Source organism: Sulfitobacter sp. G21635-S1 (assembly GCF_027213915.1).
In the GTDB taxonomy this organism is placed as follows: Bacteria; Pseudomonadota; Alphaproteobacteria; order Rhodobacterales; family Rhodobacteraceae; genus Sulfitobacter.
In genome coordinates, this window is record NZ_JAPWGV010000008.1 from 111,984 (window position 1) to 136,557 (window position 24,574).

Genomic DNA, 24,574 nt, shown 5'->3' on the forward strand with positions numbered 1-24,574 from the left:
CACCGATGCGCAGTTTCATCCTATTCACTGTGGTGGCCTTTCTGATCGACCAGATCAGCAAATACCTGGTCATTCACACCATGGAACTGGCGCGCATCCGGTCCATCGACGTGCTGCCGCCGCTGCTGAATTTCCGTTATGGCGAAAACCGGGGCATCAATTTCGGGCTGTTCGGCGGCGGGTCAGAGGCCAGCCGCTGGATCCTGATTGCCCTGGCGCTGCTGATCTGCACGGCAGTGACAATCTGGCTGATGCGCTCCGCCCAGCCCCGGCTTGCGCAGATCAGCGGTGGTTTGCTGGTCGGTGGCGCCATGGCGAACGTGCTGGACCGGCTGATCTATGGCTATGTGCTGGATTTCCTCAACATGTCCTGCTGCACGATCAAAAACCCCTTTGTTTTCAACGTCGCGGATATTTTCATCTTTGCCGGTGCCCTGGGCCTGATCCTGTTCAGCGGTGACGGCAAGACCGCCCCGCGCCGCCCGTGCAAAAAACCTAAGTGACATTGCCTGCCTGCCTGCGATATTGAAGGGCAGACCCAAAGGAGACGCCCATGCGCCGTATCGCTCTGATGATCCTGATCCCGCTGGCACTCTCGGCCTGTGCCAACAAGGGATTGCGTGACCTTCGGACAGAATCCAAGGGCCCGGACGAATTCATGCTGTCACCCTCTGCGCCGTTGCAGGAACCGGCCAACTACAGGGACCTGCCGCCGCCGACGCCGGGGCAGGCGAACCTGACGGACCGTTCCGCCAGAAATGAAGGCGTGGCCGCGTTCGGCGGCAACCCCCAGGCGCTGCAGGGGGGCGTGGACGGGCGCGATGGCGCCCTGGTCAACCACGCCAGCCGCCTGGGCGTGACACCGGGTATCCGGGGCATCCTGGCTGAAACAGATGCCCAGTTCCGCAAGCGCAAGGCACGGTTCACCCAGATCAGGATCGTGCCGGTGGACCGTTACCAGCAAGCCTACAAACGGCAGGCGCTGGACGCCGCTGCCGAGGCGGCCCGCTGGCGCCGCGCCGGTGCGCGCACGCCTTCCGCTCCACCGGAAGAACGGCGGTTCAACCCCAGCTAAGCACAGACCAGAACTCATTTATCCGTGAGTTGCCTTGAATACGGTGGCCGCCCGCGTATCTCTCCCATGTTGTTTTCAAAGGAGCGATCATGAAACGATTGCAACTTCTTGGCGCTGTTGCGGCGCTTCTCCTGCCGGGTCTGGCGCAGGCCAGGGACAACGAGGCGGTAACCACCTTTACACTCGATAACGGGATGGATGTGGTGGTGGTCGAAGACCACCGCGCACCGGTTGTGCAGCAGATGGTCTGGTATCGAGCCGGATCGGCGGATGAACCCAAAGGGTCGTCCGGCGTGGCGCATTTCCTGGAACACCTGTTGTTCAAGGCGACCGACAAACTTGAATCGGGCGAATTCTCGGCCACTGTCGCGGCGAACGGCGGGCGTGACAACGCCTTTACCAGCTACGATTACACCGCCTACCACCAGCGTGTCGCGGCGGACCGTCTGGAACTGATGATGGAGATGGAAAGCGACCGGATGCGCAACATCCGCCTGACGCCGGAAAACATCGCGACCGAACGGGACGTGATCATCGAGGAACGCAACCAGCGCACCGAAAGCAATCCCGGCGCGCTGATGAGCGAACAGATGAACGCGGCGCAATACCTCAACCACCGCTACGGCAGCCCCGTGATCGGCTGGATGCACGAGATGGAGGCGCTGGACCTCGATGATGCGCTGGCCTTCTACAAGACCTATTATTCGCCCAACAACGCGATCCTCGTGGTCTCGGGCGATGTGCAGCCCGACGCGGTGCGGGCCCTGGCCGAGAAATACTACGGCGTGATCCCCGCCAATCCGGACCTGCCCGAACGCCTCCGCACCCAGGAGCCGCCGCAGACCGCCGAACGGCGGCTGATCTTCCGCGATGCACGGGTGGCACAGCCCTATGTCAGCCGCTCCTACCTTGCGCCCGAACGCGACCCGGGCGCACAGGAAGAGGCCGCGGCCCTGACCCTGCTGGCCGAGATCCTGGGCGGCGGGACGACCTCCTTCCTGGCCGAGAAACTGCAATTCGACCAGCAGATCGTGACCTATTCCGGTGCCTTCTACCGGGGGGCCTCGCTGGATGACACGACCTTTGACCTCGTGGTCGTGCCTGCGGCCGGTGTCAGCCTGCAGGAGGCCGAAGACGCGATGGACAAGGCCCTTGCCGATTTCATGGAGACCGGCGTGGACGCCGAGCAGCTTGACCGGATCAAGCTGCAGATCCGCGCCAATCAGATCTATGCGCGCGACGACGCCGATTCCGTCGCCAACCGCTATGGTCAGGCGCTTGCCATCGGGCTGAGCGTGGAAGACGTGCAGAACTGGCCCGATGTGCTGGAGGCGGTCACCGCCGATGACATCATGGCCGCCGCGCGCGGTGTTTTCGACAAAAGACAATCGGTCACCGGCTGGCTGATGAAACCGGAGGTCACGCAATGAAACTGATTTATGGCCTGATCCTCGCGGTCCTGATGGCGCTGCCCGCCAGGGCAGAGGTGAACATCCAATCGGTCGAAAGCCCCGGCGGCCTGACCGCCTGGCTGGTCGAGGATCATTCGATCCCCTTCGTGGCGCTTGAACTGCGCTTTCGCGGCGGTGCCTCACTGGACCGGCCCGGCAAGCGCGGGTCCGTCAACCTGATGACCGCGCTGCTGGAAGAAGGGGCGGGCGACATGGATTCGCGCGCATTCTCCAAGGCTTCCGAAGCGCTGGCCACCTCCTTTGGGTTTGACGCCTCGCGCGATGATGTCTCGGTGTCGGCCCGTTTCCTGACCGAGAACCGCGCACCCTCCGTCGCGCTGCTGCGCGCCGCGCTCACCGAGCCGCTGTTCGACGAGGCCTCGATCGAACGGGTCCGGGGGCAGGTGCTGTCGATCATCCAGTCGGACGCAAAGGACCCCGATGACATCGCGTCAGAGACCTTTGATAGGATCGCCTATGGTGATCATCCTTATGCCAGTTCACTCAACGGGACGCTGGACAGCGTCGCGGCCCTGACCCGCGACGACCTGGTTGCGGCGCGCAAGGACGTCATGGCGCGGGACCGGGTGTACATCGGCGCGGTCGGCGACATCACGCCCGAAGAACTGGGCGCGCTGATTGATGAGCTGCTGGGCGATCTGCCCGAGACCGGGGCGCCGATGCCGCCACGGGCAGATGTGACGATTCCCGGCGGCGTGACCGTGGTGGATTTTCCAACCCCGCAATCCGTTGCCGTCTTCGGTCAGAAGGGCATCGCGCAGGACGACCCGGATTTTTTTGCAGCACTCCTGCTCAACCACGTGCTGGGCGGCGGGTCTTTTGAAAGCCGCCTGATGAACGAGGTGCGCGAAAAGCGCGGCCTGACCTATGGGGTCTATTCCTATCTGGTGGCGCGCGACCTGGCGGAGGTCTACATGGGGTCGGTCAGTTCCTCGAACGACCGCATCGCCGAGGCCATCGAGGTGATCCGCGCCGAATGGGCCAAGGCGGCCGAGAACGGCATCACCCAGGAAGAGCTGGACGCCGCCAAGACCTATATCACCGGGGCCTATCCGCTGCGGTTTGACGGCAATGCGCCGATTGCGAACATCCTGGTGGGGATGCAGCTGCTGGGCCTGCCCATCGACTATATCGCCACCCGCAACGACAAGGTCGAAGCAGTGACACTGGCCGATGTGAAACGCGTGGCGGGCGAATTGCTGAACCCGGAAGGCCTGCAGTTCGTGGTGGTCGGCCAGCCCGAAGGGCTGCAATCCACCACCAGCAACTGAGCGGACGGCGCCGCCAAACTTTTTGAAAAGTTTGATACGGAGTTTTTGAAAACTCCGTATAGCATCGCCCCGCGCGGCGCCCTGTCCGGTTAGGGATTCCCCGGCCAACCCTGCCTCATCACCTTCACTGCGCTGTCCGCCCTTGCGCAGCCAAACTTTTTGAAAAGTTTGACCCGGAGTTTTTGAAAACTCCGGCACCGGGCCTCACTCGCCGTAGGGGATCCAGATGTTCTTGACCTCTGTCGCGGCCTGAAGGAAGGGTTTGCCTTCGCCGTCGCGTCCCATCCAGTCGCGGGCGAAACCGTTGTTCACCCAGGTCCGCTTGATGTTCGAGGCGGCCCCTTTCTCCACCACCTTGCTGAATGCTGCCGCCCCGAAGGACCAGACCGCATCCACATCCATATGCCGCGCCATCGTGTCGGCGACATCCGCATGCGGCCCGGTCAGGATGTTCACCACGCCCGCAGGCACATCCGATGTCTCCAGCACCTGAACGAAATCCGTGGCCGCCAGCGGATAGGGTTCTGACGCGGCAAGGATCACCCGGTTGCCCATCGCCATGGCCGGGGCCATGACAGAGATCAGGCCCAGCAACGGTGCCTCTGCCGGGCAAAGCGCCGCGATCACCCCCACAGGTTCCTTCATCGCCAGCGCCACGCCCCGGATCGGCACGCCATGCGCCTGGCCGTCGTATTTGTCGGCCCAGGCGGCATAGGTGAACAGCCGCCGGATGCAGGCCTCCACCTCTTTCGCGCCGGTCTTGCCCCCCTGCATCGCATCCAGACGGGCCGCGAATTCATCTGTCCGTGCCGCCAGATTCTCGGCCATGTAATAGATGATCTGCGCCCGCAGATGGCCGCTGGTCTTTCCCCAGCCCCTGGCGGCCTGCGCCGCCTCCACCGCATTGCGCAAATCCTTGCGGTTGGCGACGCCCGCATGCCCCAGCAGCGCGCCGTTCCGGCCCCAGACCGGGGTGGAGTAGCCACCGTCGGGCCGCGCCTGCTTGCCCCCGATATAGAGCTTCGCGGTCCGGTCGATCAGGTCCTGCGGCCCCCCTTCGCCGGTGTGGGGCTCGATCTCCTTCAGCGGTTTGGGCGGTGTTTTGGGCCGCGTATAGGCTGCCAGCCCTTCCCAGCCGCCCTCGCGGCCAAAGCCGCTTTCGCGCACCCCGCCGAAACCGGCTGCGGCATCCATCAGGTTGGTGCCGTTGATCCAGACAATCCCGGCCGCCAGTTGCGGTGCCACATCCAGCGCCAGGTTGATGTTCTCCGACCACAGGGTCGCCGCCAGCCCGTAGCGGGTGTTGTTGGCCAGGCTCACCGCCTCCGCAGGCGTGCGGAAGGTGGTCGAGACCAGCACCGGGCCAAAGATTTCCTCCTGCATCAGCGTATCCGCCGGGTTCAGCCCGGTGATCAGCGTCGGCGGGTAATAGCAGCCATTCTCCGGCAGCGGGGTATCGGCGACAAATCGTTCCCCGGCGGTATTCGCCGCCACCATCTCGCTTACCGATTTCAGCTGCACGGGATCAACCAGCGTGCCCACGTCGATGCTCTTGTCCAGCGGGTCGCCCACGCGCAGCCTGGCCATCCGCGCGCGCAGCTTGGCATAGAAGGCATCGGCCACCGGTTCATGCACCAGCAGGCGCGAGCCCGCGCAGCAGACCTGCCCCTGATTGAACCAGATTGCATCCACCAGCCCCTCGACCGCGCTGTCGAGGTCGGCATCGTCAAAGACGATGTAGGGCGACTTGCCGCCCAGCTCCAGCGTCAGGGCCTTGCCGCTGCCCGCCGTCGCCTCGCGGATGCACCGCCCGACAGATGTGGAACCGGTAAAGGCAATCTTGTCGATATCGTCATGTGCCACGATCATCTCGCCCACGGCCCCATCGCCGGTGACAATGTTCACTACACCCCTGGGCAGGCCCGCCTGACGGCAGATATCCGCGAACAGCAGCGCGGTCAGCGAGGTGTATTCCGCAGGCTTCAGCACCACGGTATTGCCCATCGCCAGAGCGGGCGCGACCTTCCAGGCCAGCATCAGCAGGGGGAAGTTCCAGGGAATGATCTGGCCGCAGACCCCCAGCGCCTGCGCCTCGGGCAGCTCGCTCTCCATCAGCTGCGCCATGCCCGCATGGTAATAGAAATGCCGCTGCGCCAGCGGCACGTCGATGTCCCGCGCCTCGCGGATCGGCTTGCCGTTGTCGAGCACTTCGAGGACCGCAAAGAGACGGCTGTGTTTCTGGAGCAATCGCGCCAGCGCATAAAGATACCGCGCCCGGCCATGCCCGCCCAGCTTCTCCCACTTCGGCTGCGCCCGGCGCGCCGCCTTCACGGCGGCGTCCACATCTGCCTGCGTGCCCTGTGTCAGGGTCGCCAGAACCTCGCCCGTCGCGGGGTTGGTGCTGTCGAACCCCTTGCCGGGGTCGGTAAAGGCCCCGTCGATGAAATGGCCAAAGCGGCTGCCCTGATCCACCAGCCAGGCCAGCGCGTCGGCTGCGGATTCCGGGGCGGGGCCGTAGTCCATGCTTTCGAAGATTTCGGGAATGGTCATGTCGTCACCTCAGAGAAGTTCGAAGTATTGCGCGGTCAGGAAAAGGCAGAAGATGGTTGCGAACTCGGTATAGAGCTTTCGTGCCACCACGCGCTGTGCCGGTGACATTCCGATGACGGAAAATCCCCACCGGCCCGGCTCAGCGACCTTCCCGACAAGCGCGCAGCAGCGGGCAAGGTATGCGATGAAAAACACCGTCAGGATCAATCCTTGCAGGCTCTCTTTCGTCATCCGCCGCCCTTTCCCGTTAATATTTCTTAGATGATTTCAGGAATTTCCCCGAGGGGACGCCTAGCTTGTCGCGTGGCGGTAGCCCGCCGAATAATTGCCGGTGACGTGATGTTCCAGCTGCCGCTCGATGTCGTTCAGCAGCGATGAAGCGCCAAAACGGAACAGATCGGGCTGAAGCCAGCGGTCGCCCAGTTCCTCCTTCATCAGCGCGAGGTAGGTGATCGCATCCTTGGCCTTGGAGATCCCGCCCGCCGGTTTGTAGCCGATGCGAACGCCGGTGCGCTCGTGGTAATCGCGGATCGCGCGTATCATCACCAGGCTGACCGGCAGGGTGGCATTCACGCTTTCCTTCCCGGTGGAGGTCTTGATGAAATCGGCCCCCGCCATCATGCAGACAAGGCTGGCCCGCGCCACGTTGCGCAGGGTGCCCAGCTCGCCAGTGGCCAGGATCGCCTTCACATGCGCGTCGCCGCAGGCCTCCCGCATCGCGCGCATCTCGTCATAAAGCGCCTGCCAGTTGCCGGACAGCACATGGCGGCGCGAGATCACGATGTCGATCTCGCTGGCCCCGGCAGCGACGCTCATCTCGATCTCTTTCAGGCGCAGCTCGAAGGGCGACAGCCCGGCGGGAAAACCGGTGGAGACGGCGGCAACCGGAATGCCCGTGCCCGCCAGCGCCGCGACGGCGGGGGTGATCATCTCGTGATAGACGCAGACGGCCCCGGTGGTGATCGGGCCCATGCCCAGCGCCTTCAGCAGGGCGGGGGCGACGGGCTGGCGCGCCTTGGCGCACAGCCGCTCGACCCGGCGTGCGGTGTCGTCGCCCGACAGGGTGGTCAGGTCGATACAGGTGATGGCGCGCAGCAGCCAGGCCGCCTGATGCGCCTTCTTGACCGACCGGCGCGCGGGCAGGCTGGCGGCGCGGCGTTCGATCGCAGAGGTATTGGCACGCGCGGCCAGCACCCAGTTCAGGTCCAGCGGCATCCCCGGATTGCGCTGCAGGGTCACCTGCGGCAGATGCGTCTGGCCGGTGCTCACGAGGGGTGTCTGGGACGGGGCGAGTGGCTGTGCCATCGGGGCTCTCCGGTTCGTGTCAGAGTGCGAAGGTGCCACGCCTGCGCCCCCTTTGGCAAGCGGTGCTGCCGCCACGTCTTCTGCGGGAAAACTGCACGAACCGACCCTTTGATCTGCACATCACGCAGGCATCAAGGCCCGGAACAACAGAACGAGGGCAAGAGACATGAAGACTTTCCTGATCCGGGGGGTGCCGATGGCAATGCAGCAGGACGGATGGTGGCTGAACGCGCCACCTGCGGAACCGCCGCAGGGAAAGGCCCGCAGGGCACCGGGAACGCCCTGGCGCGCCGGTTTGCTGGTGATGCTGCTGGCGCTTGGTGATCTGCTGGTCTGGCAGGTCACGCCGGGGCTGTCGCTGGCGGTTTTCGCCGTGGCGATGGTCATCGCCGCGGCGGCCGCAGCGGGCCGGATGACGGCGCGGCGCTGCATGGTGGTGGGGGCGGGCAGCCTGCTGGCCTTCCTGCCGCTGGTCGAACTGGTGCAGCCGCTTTCCTTTGCCATTGCGGTCGCTGGCGGATCGGTGCTTTTCGCGGTGATCGCCGGGCTGCGACCGGGGCAGGTCGCCCGCGCCGCGCTGCGGCTCTGGCCCCTGGGGATGCGGCAGACGGTGCAGGACGGGGCCGATGCCCTTGGCCGTCCTGACGCCAGCCAGGTGCCCGGCTGGATACAGGGGGTTCTGAAACGCTGGTTCGTGCCGGCCTTCCTGGGCGGCGTCTTTGTCCTTCTGCTGCTGATGGCAAACCCGGTTGCCGACCGCTGGCTGGCCGATCTGACCCGGCATGAGCCTGCGCTTCCGGATGCCGACCGGGTCGGCTTCTGGCTGTGCCTGCTGCCGCTGGTCTGGACCGTGCTGCGCCTGCCCGCGATGCGCGAGCGGCTGGGCGCGGCACCGGCACCCGCCCGCATGGGCCCGCGGCGTGAGGGGCTGATCAACCCCGGCTCGACGGCGCGCGCGCTGATCCTTTTCAACGCGGTCTTTGCGGTGCAGACGCTGCTGGATGTGGTCTATCTCTACGGCGGTGTCGGCCTGCCGGATGGGATAACCTATGCCCAATATGCCCACCGGGGGGCCTATCCGCTGGTGGTCACCGGGCTGCTGGCCGGGGGCTTTGCCCTGATGACCCGGCGCTGGGTTCTGGGTGACCGGGTCCTGCGCGTGCTTCTGCTGCTCTGGGTGGCGCAGAACGTGGCGCTTGTGGTGTCGTCGCTGGTGCGGCTGGACCTTTATGTCGGTGTCTACGGGCTGACCCACCTGCGGCTGGCGGCGGGCATCTGGATGGGGCTGACCGCGGCCGGGCTGGCGCTGATCTTCTGGCAGGTCTGCGCCGGGCGGAACAATGGCTGGCTGGTGCTGCGCGGCGGCGGCATGGCGGCGGCGGTCCTGTATCTTTGTGCCTTTGTCAGCTTTGACGCCATGGTCGCGCGCTATAACCTGAGCCATCCGGTGCGCCAGGACCGCGCCTATCTTTGCGCGCTGGGCGAGGCTGCGCGTCCGGTGATTGCCGGTTTCGAGCTGGCACAGCGGCGCAGCATCTGCCCCGGCACGCATCGCATCACCAGCCCGCGCGACTGGCGCGAATGGGGCTTTCGCAACGCGCGCGCCCGCAATAGCCTTGCCACCATCCAAGCAAAGGCCCTGCGATGACTGCACCCCATATCCTGATCGTCGACGACGACCCCCAGATCCGCACAGTGCTGCGCATGGCCCTGGACAAGGCGGGGATGACCAGCGACGCTGCGGGCGACGGGGACGAGGGGCTGACCAAGGCAAGGTCCGGGCGTTATGACCTGATCGTGCTCGACATCGGATTGCCGCTGATGGACGGGCTGGCCCTGTGCCGGATATTGCGCCGGACCGACCAGACCCCGGTGCTGTTCCTGACCGCGCGGGATGACGAGATCGACAGGGTGCTGGGGTTCGAGCTGGGCGGTGACGATTACGTCAGCAAGCCGTTTTCGCCGCGCGAACTGACCGCGCGGATCGCCGCCATTCTCAAACGCAGCGGCGGCAGGCCGGCGCAGACGCCGCCAGGCCAGTCGCGCGGCGTGCTGACACTGGATACCGGCCGTCACACCTGTGCCGTCGCAGGGCAGGTTGTCGCCCTGACCGCGCGGGAGATGGGCATTCTGGGCCACCTGATGGCCCGCCCCGATCAGGTGCTGCCGCGCCCGGCGCTGACCGATGCGGTCTATGGCGCCCATGTCCATGTGTCGGACCGCACGCTGGACAGCCACCTGCGCAACCTGCGCGCCAAACTGGCAGAGGCGGGTTGTGCGGATGCCATCGAGACGGTGCATGGCGTCGGGATCAGGATGGGGCCATGCCAAGGCAGGTAAGGCGCAAATGGCGGCCGCCCCTGGCGCTGATCGTGATCGGGGCAATGGCGGGGATCGTCGCGGTGCCGGTCCTTGGGCTGACCTATTTCCGGGTTGCGGGGAACGTGCTGGGCTGGGCGGAAACCGCCTGGCTGATCTTATGGGTGGCGCTGGCTTCGGCGGGGATACTGGGGTTCCTGCTGTGGCGTCTGGTGTTGCGCCCGGTGACAGCGCTGACAGCACATGCCCGCGACATGAAGGCGGGCCGCGCCGGAAAGCCGCCTGCGCATTTCGGCACCCCGGAGTTTTCGGAACTGGGGCAGAGCGTGATCGACATGGGCGCCACATTGCACAGCCGCGCGGCCACGATGCGGGCCTATGCGGATCATGTCACCCATGAAATGAAATCGCCGCTGACCGCCATCGCCGGTGCCGCCGAACTGCTGGAGGACGCCACCGGGGAAGAGCGCAGGGCGCTGGTTGCCACGATTGCGGAGTCCGCCGCACGCATGGACCGCCTGCTGCGCGACCTGCGCCGCCATGCGGCGGCGGGCCTTGCGCGGGAGGGCGGCGAGGTGCTGCTGTCGGTGGCGGCAGGGCAGGTGCGGGGCGCTGTGGCAGAGCTGCGCCGGGACGGCATGGTGCCGATGCCGCAGGACGATCTGGCCGCGGTGCTGGAGCAGTTGATACAGAACGCGGTCAGCCATGGGGCGGATCAGGTCAGCCTTGACTGGGATGGCGGCAAACTGTCGGTCGCGGACAATGGCTCTGGCGTGGCGCCGGGCGACCGGGACCGGATGTTCGATCCGTTTTTCACTACCACCCGCGCACAGGGTGGGACCGGCATGGGCCTTGCCATCGTGCGGGCGCTGATCGGGGCGCATGGCGGCACCATCGCCCATGTGCCAACGCAGAAAGGTGCGGTCTTCGAGATATCCTTTTGAGGGGGGGCTTGCGCCGAGGGTCAGCGCACCCTTGGGTTCGAGTCACTTTCGCGGGCATTCGGCATAGAAGCGAAAAGTTGAGATTGCGAATTACTTGCAACTGTATTGACTTAGTTGCGAATCAATCTCATATAGAAATCATGAAAAACATGATGACCAGATTCACCCCGACCCGCCGCGCCACCCTGTTGGGGGGGCTCGCCCTTCTCGCCACAGCACCTGCCCTGCGCGCAGCGGACGTGCTGGACGTTGTTGCCACGACCGGCATGATCGCCGATGGCGTTCGCCGTGTCGGCGGCGATGCCGTCACCGTCCGGGCCCTGATGGGGCCCGGCGTCGACCCGCATGGATACCGCCAGACCCGCAGTGACATTGTCGCGATGACACGCGCCGATCTGACCCTGTGGCACGGTCTGTTCCTTGAGGCGCAGATGGAGCGGTTCTTTGAGGAACTGGGCGGCCAGCGCCGTGTCGTTGCAGTGGCCGAGGCCCTGGACAAGAGCAGGTTGCTGGAACATGCGGATTACGCGGGGCGCTATGACCCGCACGTCTGGATGGCACCCGATATCTGGACCGACGTGGTGTCCGAAATCGCCCGCGCCCTGACCGAAGCACGCCCCGACATGGCGGAAGAATTCGCCGCAAATGCCGCCGCCTACCGCGAAGAGCTTGCGGCGCTGTCGGCCTATGCCGGTGAGGCCGTGGCCATGGTGCCGGAAGAGACCCGGGTGCTGGTCACGGCGCATGACGCCTTCAGCTATTTCGGACGGGCCTATGGGTTCGAGGTGATCGGCATTCAGGGCATTTCCACCAATTCGGAAGCCGGGCTGAACCGCATCTCCGAGCTTGTCGATGTGCTGGTTGACCGCAAGATCGGCGCTGTCTTTGTCGAGACCTCGGTTTCGGACCGCAACATGCGCGCGCTGATCGAAGGGGCGGCGGCACGGGGCCACGAGGTTGTCATCGGCGGATCGCTTTATTCCGACGCGATGGGGCAGGAGGGCACCTATGAGGGGACCTATATCGGCATGATCGACCATAACGTGACCACCATCGCCCGTGCCCTGGGGGCGGATGTGTCACCTGGCGGCATGACCGGCAGGCTGAGCAGCGGCAGCTGAGCCATGAGCATCAAACTCGCCACTGAACGTCACCCGGAGACCGGACAGACCAGCCGCGAGGACAGTCCGCTGGCGGTGCGGGGCATGACCGTGTCCTATGGTCAGAAACCTGCGGTCTTTTCCGTCGACATGACGGTGGAGCCGGGCAAGATGACCGCCATCATCGGCCCCAACGGTGCGGGGAAATCCACCCTGCTCAAGGCGGCGCTGGGCATTCACAAGCCGCTGGCGGGCACCACGACGGTGTTCGGCAAGCCCGTGGGCGCGCAGCGGCACCGGATCGCCTATGTGCCGCAGCGGGCCAGCGTGGACTGGGATTTTCCCACCCGCGTGATCGACGTGGTGCTGATGGGGCTGTATCCGCAGCTGGGTCTGCTGGGCCGGGTCCGGCCCGCGCATCGCGCGCGGGCAGAGGATTGCCTGACCCGTGTCGGCATGGAGGATTTCGCCAGCCGCCAGATCGGGCAATTGTCCGGCGGACAGCAGCAGCGGGTCTTTCTGGCCCGTGCATTGGCGCAGGATGCGGACCTTTACCTGCTGGATGAACCCTTTGCCGGGGTCGATGCGGCCACCGAAAAGGCGATTATCAGCGTGCTGAAATCCCTGCGGGATGCGGGCAAGACGGTTGTGGCGGTGCATCATGACCTGTCGACCGTCACCGACTATTTCGACAATGTCTTTCTGATCAACACCCGCCGCATTGCGGAAGGGCCGGTGAAGACCACCTTTGTCACCGCGAACCTGCAGGACGCCTATGGCGGCCGGCTGGCGGGTGCGCAGATGGAAGCGCTGGCGCTGTCATGATCCGCGACGCGCTGCTGCTGCAACTTGGCTATAATGCGACCCTGGTGACCCTTGGCGCAACCCTGCTGGGGATGGCCGCAGGGGTTGGCGGGACGTTCCTGTTTCTGCGCAAGCGCGCGCTGGTCAGCGATGCGATCAGCCATGCCACGCTGCCGGGGGTCGCGCTGGCCTTTATGGTGATGGTGACACTGGGCGGCACTGGCCGGAACCTTGTCGGGCTGCTGACCGGGGCGGCGCTCTCGGCGGCGGTGGGGCTGTTGCTGGTATCCTGGCTGGGCACGCGGACCCGGCTGGCCGAGGATGCGGCGATCGGCTCCGTCCTGTCGGTTTTCTTTGGCTTCGGCATTGTGCTGCTGACGGTGATCCAGACCATGTCGGCGGGTCAGCAGGCGGGCCTTGAAGGGTTCCTTCTGGGCTCGACCGCCGGGATGCTGCGCAGCGATGCGATGGTGATCGCGGTCTCGGCGGCCCTGACCCTGGCGCTGGTGATGCTGATGCGACGGCCGCTGACGCTGGCCTCTTTCGATCCCGAATATGCGGTATCCATCGGGCAGGACGTGCGCCGCACGGATCTTGCCATGATGGGGCTGGTGCTGGCGGTGACGGTTGTGGGGCTGAAGATCGTCGGGCTGATCCTGATCGTGGCCCTGCTGATCATTCCACCGGTGACCGCGCGGTTCTGGACCGAGCGGACCGACCATGTCGTGATGATCTCGGGCGCTGTCGGAGGGTTGTCGGCCTATGTCGGCGCGGCGCTGTCGGCGGCGATCCCGGCTGTGCCGACCGGGCCGATCATCGTGCTGGTGGGCTTTGCGCTGTTTGCCCTGTCGCTGCTGGTGGCCCCGGGGCGCGGCGTGGTCTCGGCGCTGGCCCGGCACCGGACCCATCAGCGGCGGGTACATCTGCGGCAGGGGCTGCTGGCGATGGCGCAGGGGCAACCGATCTATGAGAACATGACGCTGCGGCTGTTGCACCGGCAGGGCTGGGCGCGGCCCGATGGCGTGCCCACCGAACTGGGCCGGGGCCGCGCCGCGCGGGCCTTGCGCGACGAGAGCCGCTGGCGGGTGATCCGCAGCGATCCCGCGTTCGAGGCGGCGACCGCGCAGGATGACGGGCTGACCGATATTGAAACCGTGCTGACCGCCGACCAGCTGGCCGAGGTGGATGCACGCATTCCCAGTGCGGAGGTGGTCGCATGAATGGCGCTGAATTTGTCCCGCTCAGCCTTGTGCCGCTGCTGACCGGCATCTGCGTGGCCGTCGCCTGTGCGCTGCCCGGTAACTTTCTGGTGCTGCGGCGGCAGGCGCTGATCGGGGATGCAATCAGCCATGTGGTGCTGCCGGGGATCGTCGTCGCCTTTCTGATCGGCGGCACGGTCAGCACCCTGCCGATGTTGCTGGGCGCTGCCGGGGCGGCGGTGATCGCCGTCGGCGCGATCGAGGCGGTGCGGCGGCTGGGCCGGATCGAGACCGGTGCCGCGATGGGCGTGGTCTTTACCACCATGTTCGCGGGCGGGGTGCTGTTGCTGGAGCAATCGGACACCTCGTCGGTGCACCTGGACGTGGAACATGCGCTTTATGGCAATCTGGAAAGCCTGATCTGGCTGGATGCGACCGGATGGTCCTCTCTGCTGGACCCGCAGGCGCTGGCCAGCCTGCCGGTGGAGCTGCCGCGCATGGCGGCGACGCTGCTGCTGGTGGCGGCCTTCATCGCGCTGTTCTGGCGGCCGCTCAAGATCAGTACCTTTGACGAGGGTTTTGCCCGCACCATCGGGCTGCGGACCAGCCCGCTGGGTCTGGCGCTGGTGATCATGGCGGCGATTGCGGCGGTGGCGGCCTTTGACGCGGTGGGCAGTATCATCGTGATCGCCATGTTCATCTGCCCGCCCGCAGCGGCGCGGCTGATGACCAACCGGCTGGAGCATCAGGTGGCCTGGTCGGTGGGTTTCGCCACGCTTGCCGCCGTGATGGGATATGTGCTGGCGGGCTATGGGCCGCTGTGGATCGGGATGCAGGACAGCGTCTCGGCTGCCGGGATGATCGCGACGGTGTCGGGGGTGATCCTGGCGGTGACCGCGCTGGTCGGTCCGCACCGGCTGCGCGGCTCAGCTGCCCCGGTAGGTTGAATAGCCGAAAGGTGAAAGCAGCAGCGGCACGTGGTAATGCGCCGCCGGGTCCGAGATGCCGAAACGGATCGGGATCTCGTCGAGGAAACGCGGGCTTTCGGCGGCTGTGCCGATCCGGTCGAGATAGGCCCCTGCGGCAAAGACCAGTTCATAGGTGCCGGGGGCGAAGCCTTCGGTTGGCAGGATCGGCGTATCGGTGCGCCCGTCCGCGTTGGTCTGCATCGCGGCCAGTTTGATCCGCGCCTCACCCTCCAGCCTATAGAGCGTGACCTCCATCGCGCGGGCCGGGGCACCCAGGGCCGTGTCCAGAACATGAGTGGTCAGATATCCGCCGGGCATCGGGGCCTCCTTGGCTGGAATGGGCATTTCACGGCAGGATAGAGCGGCGGTACGCCGCGTCAATGCGGGGCCGAGCCGCCCGTACCGGCCCGGATCTGCGGCGAATCCCGGGTGATTCGGGTTTTCTGGGCAAAGTGATTCGTTTTTCTTTGACCTGCGAATCATCCTTTGCCTATATAGGGCGTGAGAGGCAAAAACTGCACGCAAAGCGTGTATTCTTGAAGCTTTCGGAACGCCGTCTGGGGGACGCCACATTGTTTTTTGGGAATTCTGCGCTGTCGGATTCGACCCGCAAAAGCAAATGTACCCCGGCAGTCATTCAGGTTGGCCCGCGCCTAATAATCCCAGACTAACACATAAACACAGGCTGCAGCAGTCAATCTGGCATCGGGCTGCATCCAAAGCGGATGCAGCCCGATTGCTTTTCCACGGCACAACAGAAATTGCGCGCCTGTCGGTATTTGTGCAGGGTGGGGAACACAGCATCAGGACGTTACCATGAACCGCTATCCGCGCGACTTTCAGGGCCATGGCCCCAGACCGGCCGATGCCAGGTGGCCCCGGGGCGCACGCATCGCCGTGCAATTCGTCGTGAATTACGAAGAGGGCGGCGAGAATTGCCTGTTGCATGGCGATGCCTCGTCAGAGGCCTTCCTGTCCGAGATCGTGGGCGCGCAGCCCTGGACCGGACAGCGCCACTGGAACATGGAAAGCATCTATGACTACGGCGCCAGGGCCGGGTTCTGGCGGCTGCACCGGCTGTTCACCGGCGCGGGCATACCGGTCACGGTCTATGGGGTGGCCAGCGCGCTGGCCCGGGCGCCGGGACAGGTCGAGGCGATGAAGGAGGCGGGCTGGGAAATCGCCAGCCACGGGCTGAAATGGATCGACTACAAGGATCATACCGTCACCGCGGAACAGGCCGATATGGACGAGGCGATCCGCCTGCACACCGAGGTTGTGGGCAGCGCGCCGCGCGGCTGGTACTGCGGACGCACGTCGATCAATACCGTGGCACTGGCGGCGCGCAGCGGTGCTTTCGACTACATCTCGGACACCTATGACGATGACCTGCCCTATTGGATGCAGTTCGGCGACCGCGATCAGCTGATTATTCCCTATACGCTGGATTGCAACGACATGCGCTTTGCCACGCCGCAGGGGTTCAATTCGGGTGACCAGTTCTATGCCTATCTGCGCGACACGTTTGACGCGCTTTATGCCGAAGGGGCGGAAGGTGCCGCCAAGATGATGAGCGTGGGTCTGCATTGCCGGCTGGTCGGGCGGCCCGGACGCATCCAGGCGCTGAAACGCTTTGTCGATTATATCAAGGGGTTCGAGGGTGTCTGGACCCCGCGCCGCATTGACATCGCGGCGCATTGGCACGCGGTGCATCCGCCAGAGCCGCGCGGGCCCCGGCCCAGCCAGATGGACCGTGACAGCTTTGTCGCGGCCTATGGCGGGGTTTTCGAACATTCGCCCTGGATCGCGGAACGCGCCTTTCAGCTGGAGCTGGGCCCGGCCCATGACACGGCGGCGGGCCTGCACAATGCGCTGGCGCGCATGTTCCGGTCGGCCAGCGCGAAGGAGCGTCTGGGGGTGCTGACGGCGCACCCCGATCTCGCGGGGAAACTGGCCGCGGCCAGGCGGCTGACAGCGGAAAGCACGGCAGAGCAGGCCAGCGCCGGGCTGGATGCCCTGACCGATGCGGAACGCGCGCGGTTCGAAGCGTTGAATGCGGATTACGTGAGCAAACACGGCTTTCCCTTCATCATAGCGGTCAAGGATCATGACAAGGCAGGTATCCTGCGCGCTTTCGAGGCGCGGATCGCCAATGACACGCAGACGGAGTTCGCAACCGCCTGTGCACAGGTCGAGCGCATCGCACGGCTGCGTCTGGAGGACATGTTTTGAGTTACGCTTTCCCTCCCGGCGGGCTGCCGGACCAATCGGTCAACCCCGAAGGTGCCGCCGTTTTCACGCCTGCCTATGCGGTGCTGCCCGCGATCACCCAGCGCGATATCGTCACCAGCTATCTGCCGGGCTGGCGCAACATGCGGATGTGGGTGCTGGCGCGGCCCCTGTCGGGCTTTGCCGAGACGTTTTCGCAATATGCCGTGGAACTGCTGCCCGGCGGCGGTTCTGACACGCCGGAGGAGGAGGCGGAGGCGCAATCGGTGATCTTTGTCGCGCGCGGCGGGCTGACGCTGAACATCGACGGCCAGCGGCATGAGATGGGCGAAGGCGGCTATGCCTATATCCCGCCCGATACTGTCTGGACGATCTGGAACGATACCGATGCGGTGGCCCAGTTTCACTGGATCAGGAAGCGCTATCAGCAGGCCGAGGGCATCGAGATGCCGCAGGCCTTTGTCACCTCGGACAAGGAGGTGGCGCCGGTCGTCATGCCCGATTGCGAGGGGGTCTGGGCCACGACGCGCTTTGCCGATCCGGCGGACCTGCGCCATGACATGCACGTCAACATCGTCACCTTTCAGCCCGGGGGGCGCATCCCCTTTGCCGAAACCCATGTGATGGAACATGGGTTGTATGTTCTGGAAGGCACGGCGGAATACCTGCTGAACCGAGATTGGGTCAGTGTCGGACCGGGCGATTTCATGTGGCTGCGCGCCTTTTGCCCGCAGGCCTGTATCGCCACCGGCGAAGGGCCGTTCCGCTATCTGCTCTACAAGGATGTGAACCGGCACATGCCGCTATGAGCGCCCCGCGCGAGATTGTCGCGCAGGCGCTGACCGTTGCCGCCTTCGCCCCTTTCGGAGATCTGCTGGATTGCGCGGGTGCGCCGGACCGGCTGATCAACGCGGGGCTCTGCGGGCGCTACCACGACCGTGCCAGGCTGGATTTCGGGCCGGAGGGGCGCGCGGGGCTGAGCATTTTCAACGCGGTGCCGCGTGAACTGCCCTATCTGCTGGACCTGCTGGAGCGGCATCCGGAGGGGTCGCAGGCCTTTCTGCCGATGACCTCGAACCCTTTCCTTGTGATCGTAGCGCCGGATCTGGGCGACCGTCCTGGTGTGCCGCAAGCCTTTCTCACCGCGCCGCATCAGGGGATCAACCTGCACCGGGGAACATGGCACGGAGTGCTTACGCCTTTGGCGGGGCCGGGCATATTTGCCGTTGTCGACCGGATCGGGACCACGCCGAACCTTGACGAATACACTTTGGACCGGCCCTATATGATCAGGGCACAGCCCGCGTAACGGATCGTCCCGTCAGAGGGCGACCTCTCCAACAAGGGACAACAGCATGACATCCACTTCCATCGGGACGCCGGAGCAACTGCGCGATCCTAATTATACCCCTGCTTTGACGCGGGCGATTCCGCTGGGCATCCAGCATGTGCTGGCGATGTTCGTCAGCAATGTAACGCCCGCCATCATCATCGCCGGTGCGGCGGGGTTCGGCTTTGGCTCCAACTCGCCCGATTTCCCGGAACTGCTGTACCTGATCCAGATGTCGATGCTGTTTGCCGGAGTGGCGACGCTGCTGCAGACCATCACCATCGGCCCGGTCGGTGCGGCGCTGCCGATCGTGCAGGGCACGTCCTTTGCCTTTATCCCGATCATGATCCCGCTGGTTGCGGGAAAGGGGGTCGACGGGCTGGCCGCCCTGTTCGGCGGCATTGTCGTGGGCGGGCTGTTTCATGCCTGTCTGGGGTTGTTCATCGGCAAGATACGCTTTGCCCTGCCGCCGCTGGTGACGGGGCTGGTGGTCACCATGATCGGCCTCGCGCTGGTGCAGGTCGGCATCCAGTATGCCGCCGGCGGGGTGCCTGCCATCGGCACGCCGGAATATGGCAGTCTGCTGAACTGGTCGGCAGCGCTGGTGGTGATCCTGGTCACCCTGGGGCTGAAGTTCTTTACCCGGGGGATGCTGTCGATCTCTGCCGTGCTGATCGGTCTGATCGTGGGGTATTTCTATGCCGTGGCGGTTGGCATGCTGTCGTTTGGCGGCGACCGGGGCGTGATCGCAAGCTGGAACAACGCCGCCTGGATCGCCCTGCCGGACCCGTTCCGCTATGGCTTTGAGCTGTCGGCGGCGGCGATCATCGGCTTCTGCATGATGGCCTTCATCTCGGCCATCGAAACCGTGGGCGACGTGTCCGGGATCACCAAGGGCGGCGCGGGCCGCGAGGCCACGGATACCGAGATCGCGGGTGCGACCTATGCCGATGGTCTGGGCACGGCCATTGCAGGCGTCTTTGGCGGGTTGCCCAATACCTCGTTCAGCCAGAACGTCGGCCTGATCGCCATGACCGGTGTGATGAGCCGCCATGTGGTCACCTGCGGCGCGGTCTTCCTGATCATCTGCGGGCTGGTGCCCAAGGTGGGCGGATTGATCCGCACCGTGCCGATCGAAGTGCTGGGCGGCGGTGTGATCGTGATGTTCGGCATGGTGGTCGCGGCGGGCATGTCGATGCTGTCCGATGTGGACTGGAACCGCCGCAACATGGTGATCTTTGCCATCTCGATCTCTGTCGGGCTGGGCCTGCAGCTGGAGCCGGGTGCGGTGCAGCACCTGCCCGACACCATGCGCATCCTGATGACCAGCGGGCTGCTGCCTGCGGCGCTGATCGCGATCATCCTCAACCTGGCCCTGCCGGAGGAACTGGCCGAGGAATCGACCGAAGAAGTGTCAGGCGGCCTTCAGGGTCATTCAAAGGGCAGCCTGCCGCATTAGCAATGGGGGGGAGGGGCAAGGCGCTGAGCCGCCCCTCCTCTTTTTGGCTCTAAATATCCAGGCGCAACCGCACCGCAACAACCCAGGTTTCCGAAAGAGCACCCATGTACGACCTTGCCACCATGTCCTCCTGGATCGAATTCGCGGTTCGCTGGACCCATGTGATTGTCGGGATTGCCTGGATCGGGTCCTCGTTCTACTTCATCGCGCTGGACCTCGGGCTGCACCGCGACCGCGACCTTGCCTCCGGTGCCGATGGCGAGGAATGGCAGGTGCATGGCGGCGGATTCTACCACATCCAGAAATACCTGGTCGCGCCGGACAGGATGCCGGGCGACCTGGTGTGGTTCAAATGGGAAAGCTATTCCACATGGCTCAGCGGTTTTGCCCTGCTGGTGCTGGTCTATTATCTGGGTGCCGAGTTCTATCTCGTTGATCCGGCGGTGATGGCGCTGTCCACCTTTCAGGCCATTGCCATATCGCTGGCCTCGCTGGCCTTTGGCTGGCTCGTCTATGACCGGATCTGCAAAAGCCGCTTTGGCGATGACAACACGCGGCTGATGATCCTGCTCTACGTGATCCTGGTCGGGATGGCCTATTTCTATACTTCCGTCTTTTCGGGCCGTGCGGCACTGCTGCATCTGGGGGCGTTCACCGCCACGATCATGTCGGCCAATGTGTTCTTCATCATCATGCCCAACCAGCGCATCGTGGTGGCCGATCTGCAGGCGGGGCGCACGCCGGACGCCAAATACGGCAAGATTGCCAAGCAGCGCAGCACCCATAACAATTACCTGACCCTGCCGGTCATCTTCCTGATGCTGTCGAACCATTATCCGCTGGCTTTCGCGTCGGATATGAACTGGCTGATCGCGTCGCTTGTGTTTCTCATGGGGGTGACGATCCGCCATTACTTCAACAGCGTACATGCCCGCAAAGGCGACCCGACCTGGACCTGGCTGGCCACCGCGCTGCTTTTCATCCTGATCATGTGGCTGTCCACCGAACCGATGTTCCGCACCGAAGAACCGGCAGAGGCGACAGGCCCTGCCGCCCTGCGCTTTGCCCGGGCCGAAGGCTTCGACCGGGTGCAGGACATCGTCACGGGCCGCTGTTCCATGTGCCATGCGGCGGAACCGTCGTGGGAGGGGCTGCACTGGCCGCCCAAGGGGGTGCGGCTGGAGACGGAACATCAGATCGCCATGGCGGCGAAACAGATCTATTTGCAGGCCGGGCTGACCCATGCGATGCCGCCTGCGAACCTGAGCTATATGCAGGTGGCGGAGCGGGCAGAGATCGTGGCCTGGTACAAGGCCGCAACGACCCGCTGACAGCCGGTTTCCCACTGGCAGAATCGCGTGATCGCATGCTAGGTCTAGCGTTATGTCCCTGGCTCACCCCAATATAGCCGATAATCCCCCGGTCATCCGTCAGCTTGACGATGCCGCGATCAACCGGATCGCCGCCGGTGAGGTCGTCGAGCGGCCCGCTTCGGCGGTCAAGGAACTGGTGGAAAACGCCATCGACGCGGGCGCGCGGCGGATCACGGTGGAATATGCCGATGGCGGCAAGACCCTGATCCGGGTGACGGACGACGGCTGCGGCATCGCGCCGGGTGATCTGGCATTGGCGCTGTCGCGCCATGCGACCTCCAAGATTGACGGCTCGGACCTGCTGAACATCCACACTTTCGGCTTCCGGGGCGAGGCGCTGCCGTCGCTGGGTGCGGTGGGCAGGCTGTGCATCTCCAGCCGCGCGGCGGGTCATGACGGGGCCGAGATCACGGTGGCCGGTGGCAGGCAGGGCGACATACGGCCAGCGGCGCTGAACGGCGGTACGGTTGTCACCCTGCGCGACCTGTTCCATGCCACCCCGGCGCGGCTGAAGTTCCTGCGCACCGACCGGGCGGAGGCGCAGGCGATCGGCGACGTGATCAAGCGGCTGGCCATGGCCGAACCCTTTGTCCGTTTCACCCTGCGCGATGTTTCGGGTGACGGGCCGGGCCGCGAGGTGTTCCGCGCCGATGCCGAACAGGGCGAGATGTTCGAGGCCCTGCATGGCCGTCTGGCGCAGGTGCTGGGTCGGGAATTTGCCGACAACTCCCTGCCCATCGACGCGCAGCGCGAGGGGTTGCACCTGACCGGCTTTGCCGCGCTGCCGACCTATTCGCGCGGCTCTGCCGTGGCGCAATATCTTTTCGTCAATGGTCGCCCGGTGCGGGACAAGCTGTTGGTCGGGGCGCTGCGCGGGGCCTATTTCGACTTTCTCAGCCGTGACCGGCATCCGGCGGCGGCGCTGTTCATCGACTGCGAACCGACATTGGTGGACGTCAATGTGCATCCCGCGAAATCCGAGGTGCGGTTTCGCGATCCGGGGCTGGCGCGCGGTCTGATCGTCTCGGCCCTGCGCCATGCGCTGGCAGAGGCGGGGCACCGCGCCTCCACCACCGTTGCGGGGGCGACCCTTGGCGCGATGCGGCCCGAACCCACCGGCGCGCGGGTCTATCAGATGGACCGGCCCAGCCTTGGCGCAAGGGGGGCGGCCCATCAGGCCCAGGCCCCTGCCGGCTTTGCCGAAACCGCAGGCATGTGGGGACGGGTGGAGGCACCAGCCGAGCCCGTGACCGAAACCGCCGCGCCGGTGCCCGACTACCCGCTCGGCACAGCGCGTGGGCAGGTGCATGAGAACTACATCATCGCACAAACCGCCACCGGCATGGTGATCGTGGACCAGCATGCCGCGCATGAGCGGCTGGTCTATGAAAAGCTCAAACGCCAGATGGCAGAAAACGGTGTGGCGGCGCAGGCGCTGCTGATCCCGGAGATTGTCGAGCTGTCGGCAGGCGATTGCGCACGCTTGCTGGAGGTGTCGGACGACCTCGCGCGGTTTGGTCTGGGGATCGAGGCATTCGGCGGCAATGCCGTCGCGGTGCGCGAGACGCCTGCGATCCTGGGCACCGTCAATGCCCGCGCGATGCTGCTGGATATTCTGGATGAACTGGCCGACCAGAGCGACAGCAACATCCTGCAGGCCCGGATCGAGGCGATCCTGAGCCGCATCGCCTGTCACGGGTCGATCCGTTCGGGCCGCTGGATGCGGGCGGAAGAGATGAACGCCCTGCTGCGCGAGATGGAGGCGACGCCCCATTCCGGCCAGTGCAACCATGGGCGGCCGACCTATGTGGAACTCAAGCTGGCCGATATCGAGCGGCTGTTCGGACGCACATGATCGAGATTGGCGGCACAATCTACCAGTGGAATGACCCGCTTGTGCTGGCTGTTCTTGGGGCCGCGGCGCTGGTCCTGCTGATCCTGATCCTGCTGATCGCGGCGGTGCGCGCGGCGGGCCGGACGGCGCGACTGGCAGCACCCCTGTCGCAGCAGATGCAGGTGCTGGGCGGTCATGTGCAACAACTTGGCGCGGGGCAGGAGCAGCTGCGCGGCGGTTTGCAGATGGTCTCGGACACCCAGGCCAATGCGCAGAGCCAGCTGATACAATCGGTGGAGGCGCGGCTAAATACCGTGCAGTTGCAGATGCAGGAGCGGCTGGCAGAGAATGCCGCGCGGTCGCAGCGGTCGCTGACCGAAATGCAGGAGCGGATGAACCAGACCCTGCATGGATCGGCCAAGCAGACCACCACCAGCCTGACGCAATTGCAGGAACGTCTGGCCGCCATTGACAAGGCGCAGGACAATATCACCAAGCTGTCGGGCGATGTGCTGTCCCTGCAGGACATCCTGAGCAACAAGCAGACACGCGGTGCATTCGGTGAAATCCAGCTGCGCGACATCGTGTCCAAGCAGTTGCCCTCGGACAGCTACAGCCTTCAGCACACGCTGCCCAACGGCAAGCGGGCGGATTGCCTGATCCATCTGCCCAACCCGCCCGGCCCCATCGTGATCGACAGCAAGTTCCCGCTGGAGGCCTATGAGGCGCTGCGCAACGCGAAAACCGACTGGGATCTGAAGAACGCCGTGGCGGCGATGAAGGTCGCGGTGAAGAAACACATCCGCGATATTTCCGAGAAATACATCGTCGAAGGCGAAACGGCGGACGGCGCGCTGATGTTCCTGCCGTCCGAGGCGGTCTATGCCGAGTTGCATGCCAATTTCCCCGAACTGATCCGCGAAGGTTTTGCCGCGCGGGTCTGGATCGTGTCGCCCACCACCTGCATGGCCACGCTGAACACCATGCGCGCCATTCTCAAGGATGCGCGGATGCGCGAACAGGCCGGCGCCATCCGCAAGGAGCTGGGTGCGCTGCATGGCGATGTCGAGCGGCTGGTGACACGGGTCGGCAACCTTGACCGTCATTTCGGACAGGCGCGCAAGGATGTGGACGAGATCATGATCAGCTCGGAAAAGGCGTCCAAACGTGCAGGCCGCCTGCATAATTTCGACTTTGAGGAACTGGCCAAGGACGACGCCCCCGGCGTTGTCGTCCCGCTCGACAAGACATAGCGCACCCCCTTTCACAAATCCGTCAGAAGCTTGAAGCCGCGAAAACCGGTCTAGTTCTCATACCGTGGCGTTTTCAAAGTCATTTCAAA

The 24,574-nt window shown here is 64.9% G+C and carries 22 protein-coding genes; 18 read left to right on the top strand and 4 right to left on the bottom strand.

Annotated elements, in window-relative coordinates:
* Nucleotides 1-5: 5 nt before the first annotated feature.
* The 4 genes from lspA to O4H53_RS10320 all read left to right on the top strand — a co-directional run bounded on the left by lspA (nucleotide 6) and on the right by O4H53_RS10320 (nucleotide 3,818).
* Nucleotides 6-503 carry a signal peptidase II gene (gene lspA / locus O4H53_RS10305; protein ID WP_269363532.1) on the top strand — a complete coding sequence of 166 codons (498 nt, stop codon included), beginning with the start codon at nucleotides 6-8 and terminating at the stop codon, nucleotides 501-503.
* A gap of 50 nt (nucleotides 504-553) precedes the next feature.
* A complete protein-coding gene (locus O4H53_RS10310) occupies nucleotides 554-1,075 on the top strand; it encodes a DUF3035 domain-containing protein (protein ID WP_269363533.1) in 522 nt (173 codons plus the stop codon).
* A gap of 89 nt (nucleotides 1,076-1,164) precedes the next feature.
* Nucleotides 1,165-2,505: a M16 family metallopeptidase gene (locus O4H53_RS10315; RefSeq protein WP_269363534.1), complete on the top strand. Its 1,341-nt coding sequence runs from the start codon at nucleotides 1,165-1,167 to the stop codon at nucleotides 2,503-2,505.
* Nucleotides 2,502-3,818: a M16 family metallopeptidase gene (locus O4H53_RS10320; RefSeq protein WP_269363536.1), complete on the top strand. Its 1,317-nt coding sequence runs from the start codon at nucleotides 2,502-2,504 to the stop codon at nucleotides 3,816-3,818. Before O4H53_RS10315 ends, O4H53_RS10320 begins: the two co-directional genes overlap by 4 nt.
* Before the next feature lie 204 nt (nucleotides 3,819-4,022).
* Here O4H53_RS10320 and O4H53_RS10325 read toward each other — a convergent pair whose 3' ends face one another.
* Genes O4H53_RS10325 through deoC form a run of 3 tightly spaced genes read right to left on the bottom strand, consistent with a single transcriptional unit; the run spans nucleotide 4,023 to nucleotide 7,673 of the window.
* Nucleotides 4,023-6,368, bottom strand: a complete 2,346-nt coding sequence (locus O4H53_RS10325) for an aldehyde dehydrogenase family protein (protein WP_269363538.1) — start codon at nucleotides 6,366-6,368, stop codon at nucleotides 4,023-4,025.
* 9 nt (nucleotides 6,369-6,377) lie between these two features.
* Complete coding sequence (locus O4H53_RS10330) at nucleotides 6,378-6,599, bottom strand: hypothetical protein (RefSeq protein WP_269363540.1); 222 nt, start codon at nucleotides 6,597-6,599, stop codon at nucleotides 6,378-6,380.
* Between the two features lie 60 nt (nucleotides 6,600-6,659).
* Nucleotides 6,660-7,673, bottom strand: a complete 1,014-nt coding sequence (gene deoC, locus O4H53_RS10335; RefSeq protein ID WP_269363542.1) for a deoxyribose-phosphate aldolase — start codon at nucleotides 7,671-7,673, stop codon at nucleotides 6,660-6,662.
* A gap of 166 nt (nucleotides 7,674-7,839) precedes the next feature.
* On the opposite strand from deoC, the gene O4H53_RS10340 reads away from it, so the two are divergent.
* The 7 genes from O4H53_RS10340 (at nucleotide 7,840) to O4H53_RS10370 (ending at nucleotide 14,986) form a co-directional block, all read left to right on the top strand.
* Entirely contained in the window at nucleotides 7,840-9,321 is a 1,482-nt protein-coding gene (locus O4H53_RS10340; protein WP_269363544.1) for a DUF4153 domain-containing protein, read from the top strand.
* Nucleotides 9,318-10,013: a response regulator transcription factor gene (locus O4H53_RS10345; protein WP_269363546.1), complete on the top strand. Its 696-nt coding sequence runs from the start codon at nucleotides 9,318-9,320 to the stop codon at nucleotides 10,011-10,013. Before O4H53_RS10340 ends, O4H53_RS10345 begins: the two co-directional genes overlap by 4 nt.
* Nucleotides 9,998-10,936 carry a HAMP domain-containing sensor histidine kinase gene (locus O4H53_RS10350; RefSeq protein WP_269363548.1) on the top strand — a complete coding sequence of 313 codons (939 nt, stop codon included), beginning with the start codon at nucleotides 9,998-10,000 and terminating at the stop codon, nucleotides 10,934-10,936. Before O4H53_RS10345 ends, O4H53_RS10350 begins: the two co-directional genes overlap by 16 nt.
* A 149-nt stretch (nucleotides 10,937-11,085) precedes the next feature.
* Entirely contained in the window at nucleotides 11,086-12,057 is a 972-nt protein-coding gene (locus O4H53_RS10355; protein ID WP_443069600.1) for a metal ABC transporter solute-binding protein, Zn/Mn family, read from the top strand.
* Nucleotides 12,058-12,060: 3 nt separating this feature from the next.
* Complete coding sequence (locus O4H53_RS10360) at nucleotides 12,061-12,861, top strand: metal ABC transporter ATP-binding protein (protein WP_269363552.1); 801 nt, start codon at nucleotides 12,061-12,063, stop codon at nucleotides 12,859-12,861.
* A complete protein-coding gene (locus O4H53_RS10365) occupies nucleotides 12,858-14,060 on the top strand; it encodes a metal ABC transporter permease (RefSeq protein WP_269363554.1) in 1,203 nt (400 codons plus the stop codon). Before O4H53_RS10360 ends, O4H53_RS10365 begins: the two co-directional genes overlap by 4 nt.
* Nucleotides 14,057-14,986 carry a metal ABC transporter permease gene (locus tag O4H53_RS10370; protein ID WP_269363556.1) on the top strand — a complete coding sequence of 310 codons (930 nt, stop codon included), beginning with the start codon at nucleotides 14,057-14,059 and terminating at the stop codon, nucleotides 14,984-14,986. The genes O4H53_RS10365 and O4H53_RS10370 overlap by 4 nt, the downstream gene beginning before the upstream one ends.
* On the opposite strand, the gene uraH is transcribed toward O4H53_RS10370, so the two are convergent.
* The gene (gene uraH, locus O4H53_RS10375) at nucleotides 14,966-15,325 is read right to left on the bottom strand and encodes a hydroxyisourate hydrolase (protein WP_269363557.1); all 360 of its coding nucleotides are present in this window, start codon (nucleotides 15,323-15,325) and stop codon (nucleotides 14,966-14,968) included. The genes O4H53_RS10370 and uraH overlap by 21 nt on opposite strands.
* Nucleotides 15,326-15,823: 498 nt before the next feature.
* On the opposite strand from uraH, the gene puuE reads away from it, so the two are divergent.
* The 7 genes from puuE (at nucleotide 15,824) to O4H53_RS10410 (ending at nucleotide 24,485) form a co-directional block, all read left to right on the top strand.
* Entirely contained in the window at nucleotides 15,824-17,239 is a 1,416-nt protein-coding gene (puuE, locus tag O4H53_RS10380) for an allantoinase PuuE (protein ID WP_269363559.1), read from the top strand.
* Nucleotides 17,236-18,045, top strand: coding sequence for a bifunctional allantoicase/(S)-ureidoglycine aminohydrolase (locus tag O4H53_RS10385; protein WP_269363561.1), 810 nt, complete (start codon nucleotides 17,236-17,238; stop codon nucleotides 18,043-18,045). Before puuE ends, O4H53_RS10385 begins: the two co-directional genes overlap by 4 nt.
* Nucleotides 18,042-18,545, top strand: a complete 504-nt coding sequence (locus tag O4H53_RS10390; protein WP_269363563.1) for an ureidoglycolate lyase — start codon at nucleotides 18,042-18,044, stop codon at nucleotides 18,543-18,545. The genes O4H53_RS10385 and O4H53_RS10390 overlap by 4 nt, the downstream gene beginning before the upstream one ends.
* Nucleotides 18,546-18,591: 46 nt before the next feature.
* Entirely contained in the window at nucleotides 18,592-20,025 is a 1,434-nt protein-coding gene (locus O4H53_RS10395) for a uracil-xanthine permease family protein (RefSeq protein WP_269363565.1), read from the top strand.
* 104 nt (nucleotides 20,026-20,129) lie between these two features.
* A complete protein-coding gene (locus O4H53_RS10400) occupies nucleotides 20,130-21,356 on the top strand; it encodes a urate hydroxylase PuuD (RefSeq protein ID WP_269363567.1) in 1,227 nt (408 codons plus the stop codon).
* 52 nt (nucleotides 21,357-21,408) lie between these two features.
* Complete coding sequence (gene mutL / locus O4H53_RS10405) at nucleotides 21,409-23,253, top strand: DNA mismatch repair endonuclease MutL (RefSeq protein WP_269363569.1); 1,845 nt, start codon at nucleotides 21,409-21,411, stop codon at nucleotides 23,251-23,253.
* A complete protein-coding gene (locus O4H53_RS10410; RefSeq protein ID WP_269363571.1) occupies nucleotides 23,250-24,485 on the top strand; it encodes a DNA recombination protein RmuC in 1,236 nt (411 codons plus the stop codon). The genes mutL and O4H53_RS10410 overlap by 4 nt, the downstream gene beginning before the upstream one ends.
* Nucleotides 24,486-24,574 lie beyond the last annotated feature (89 nt).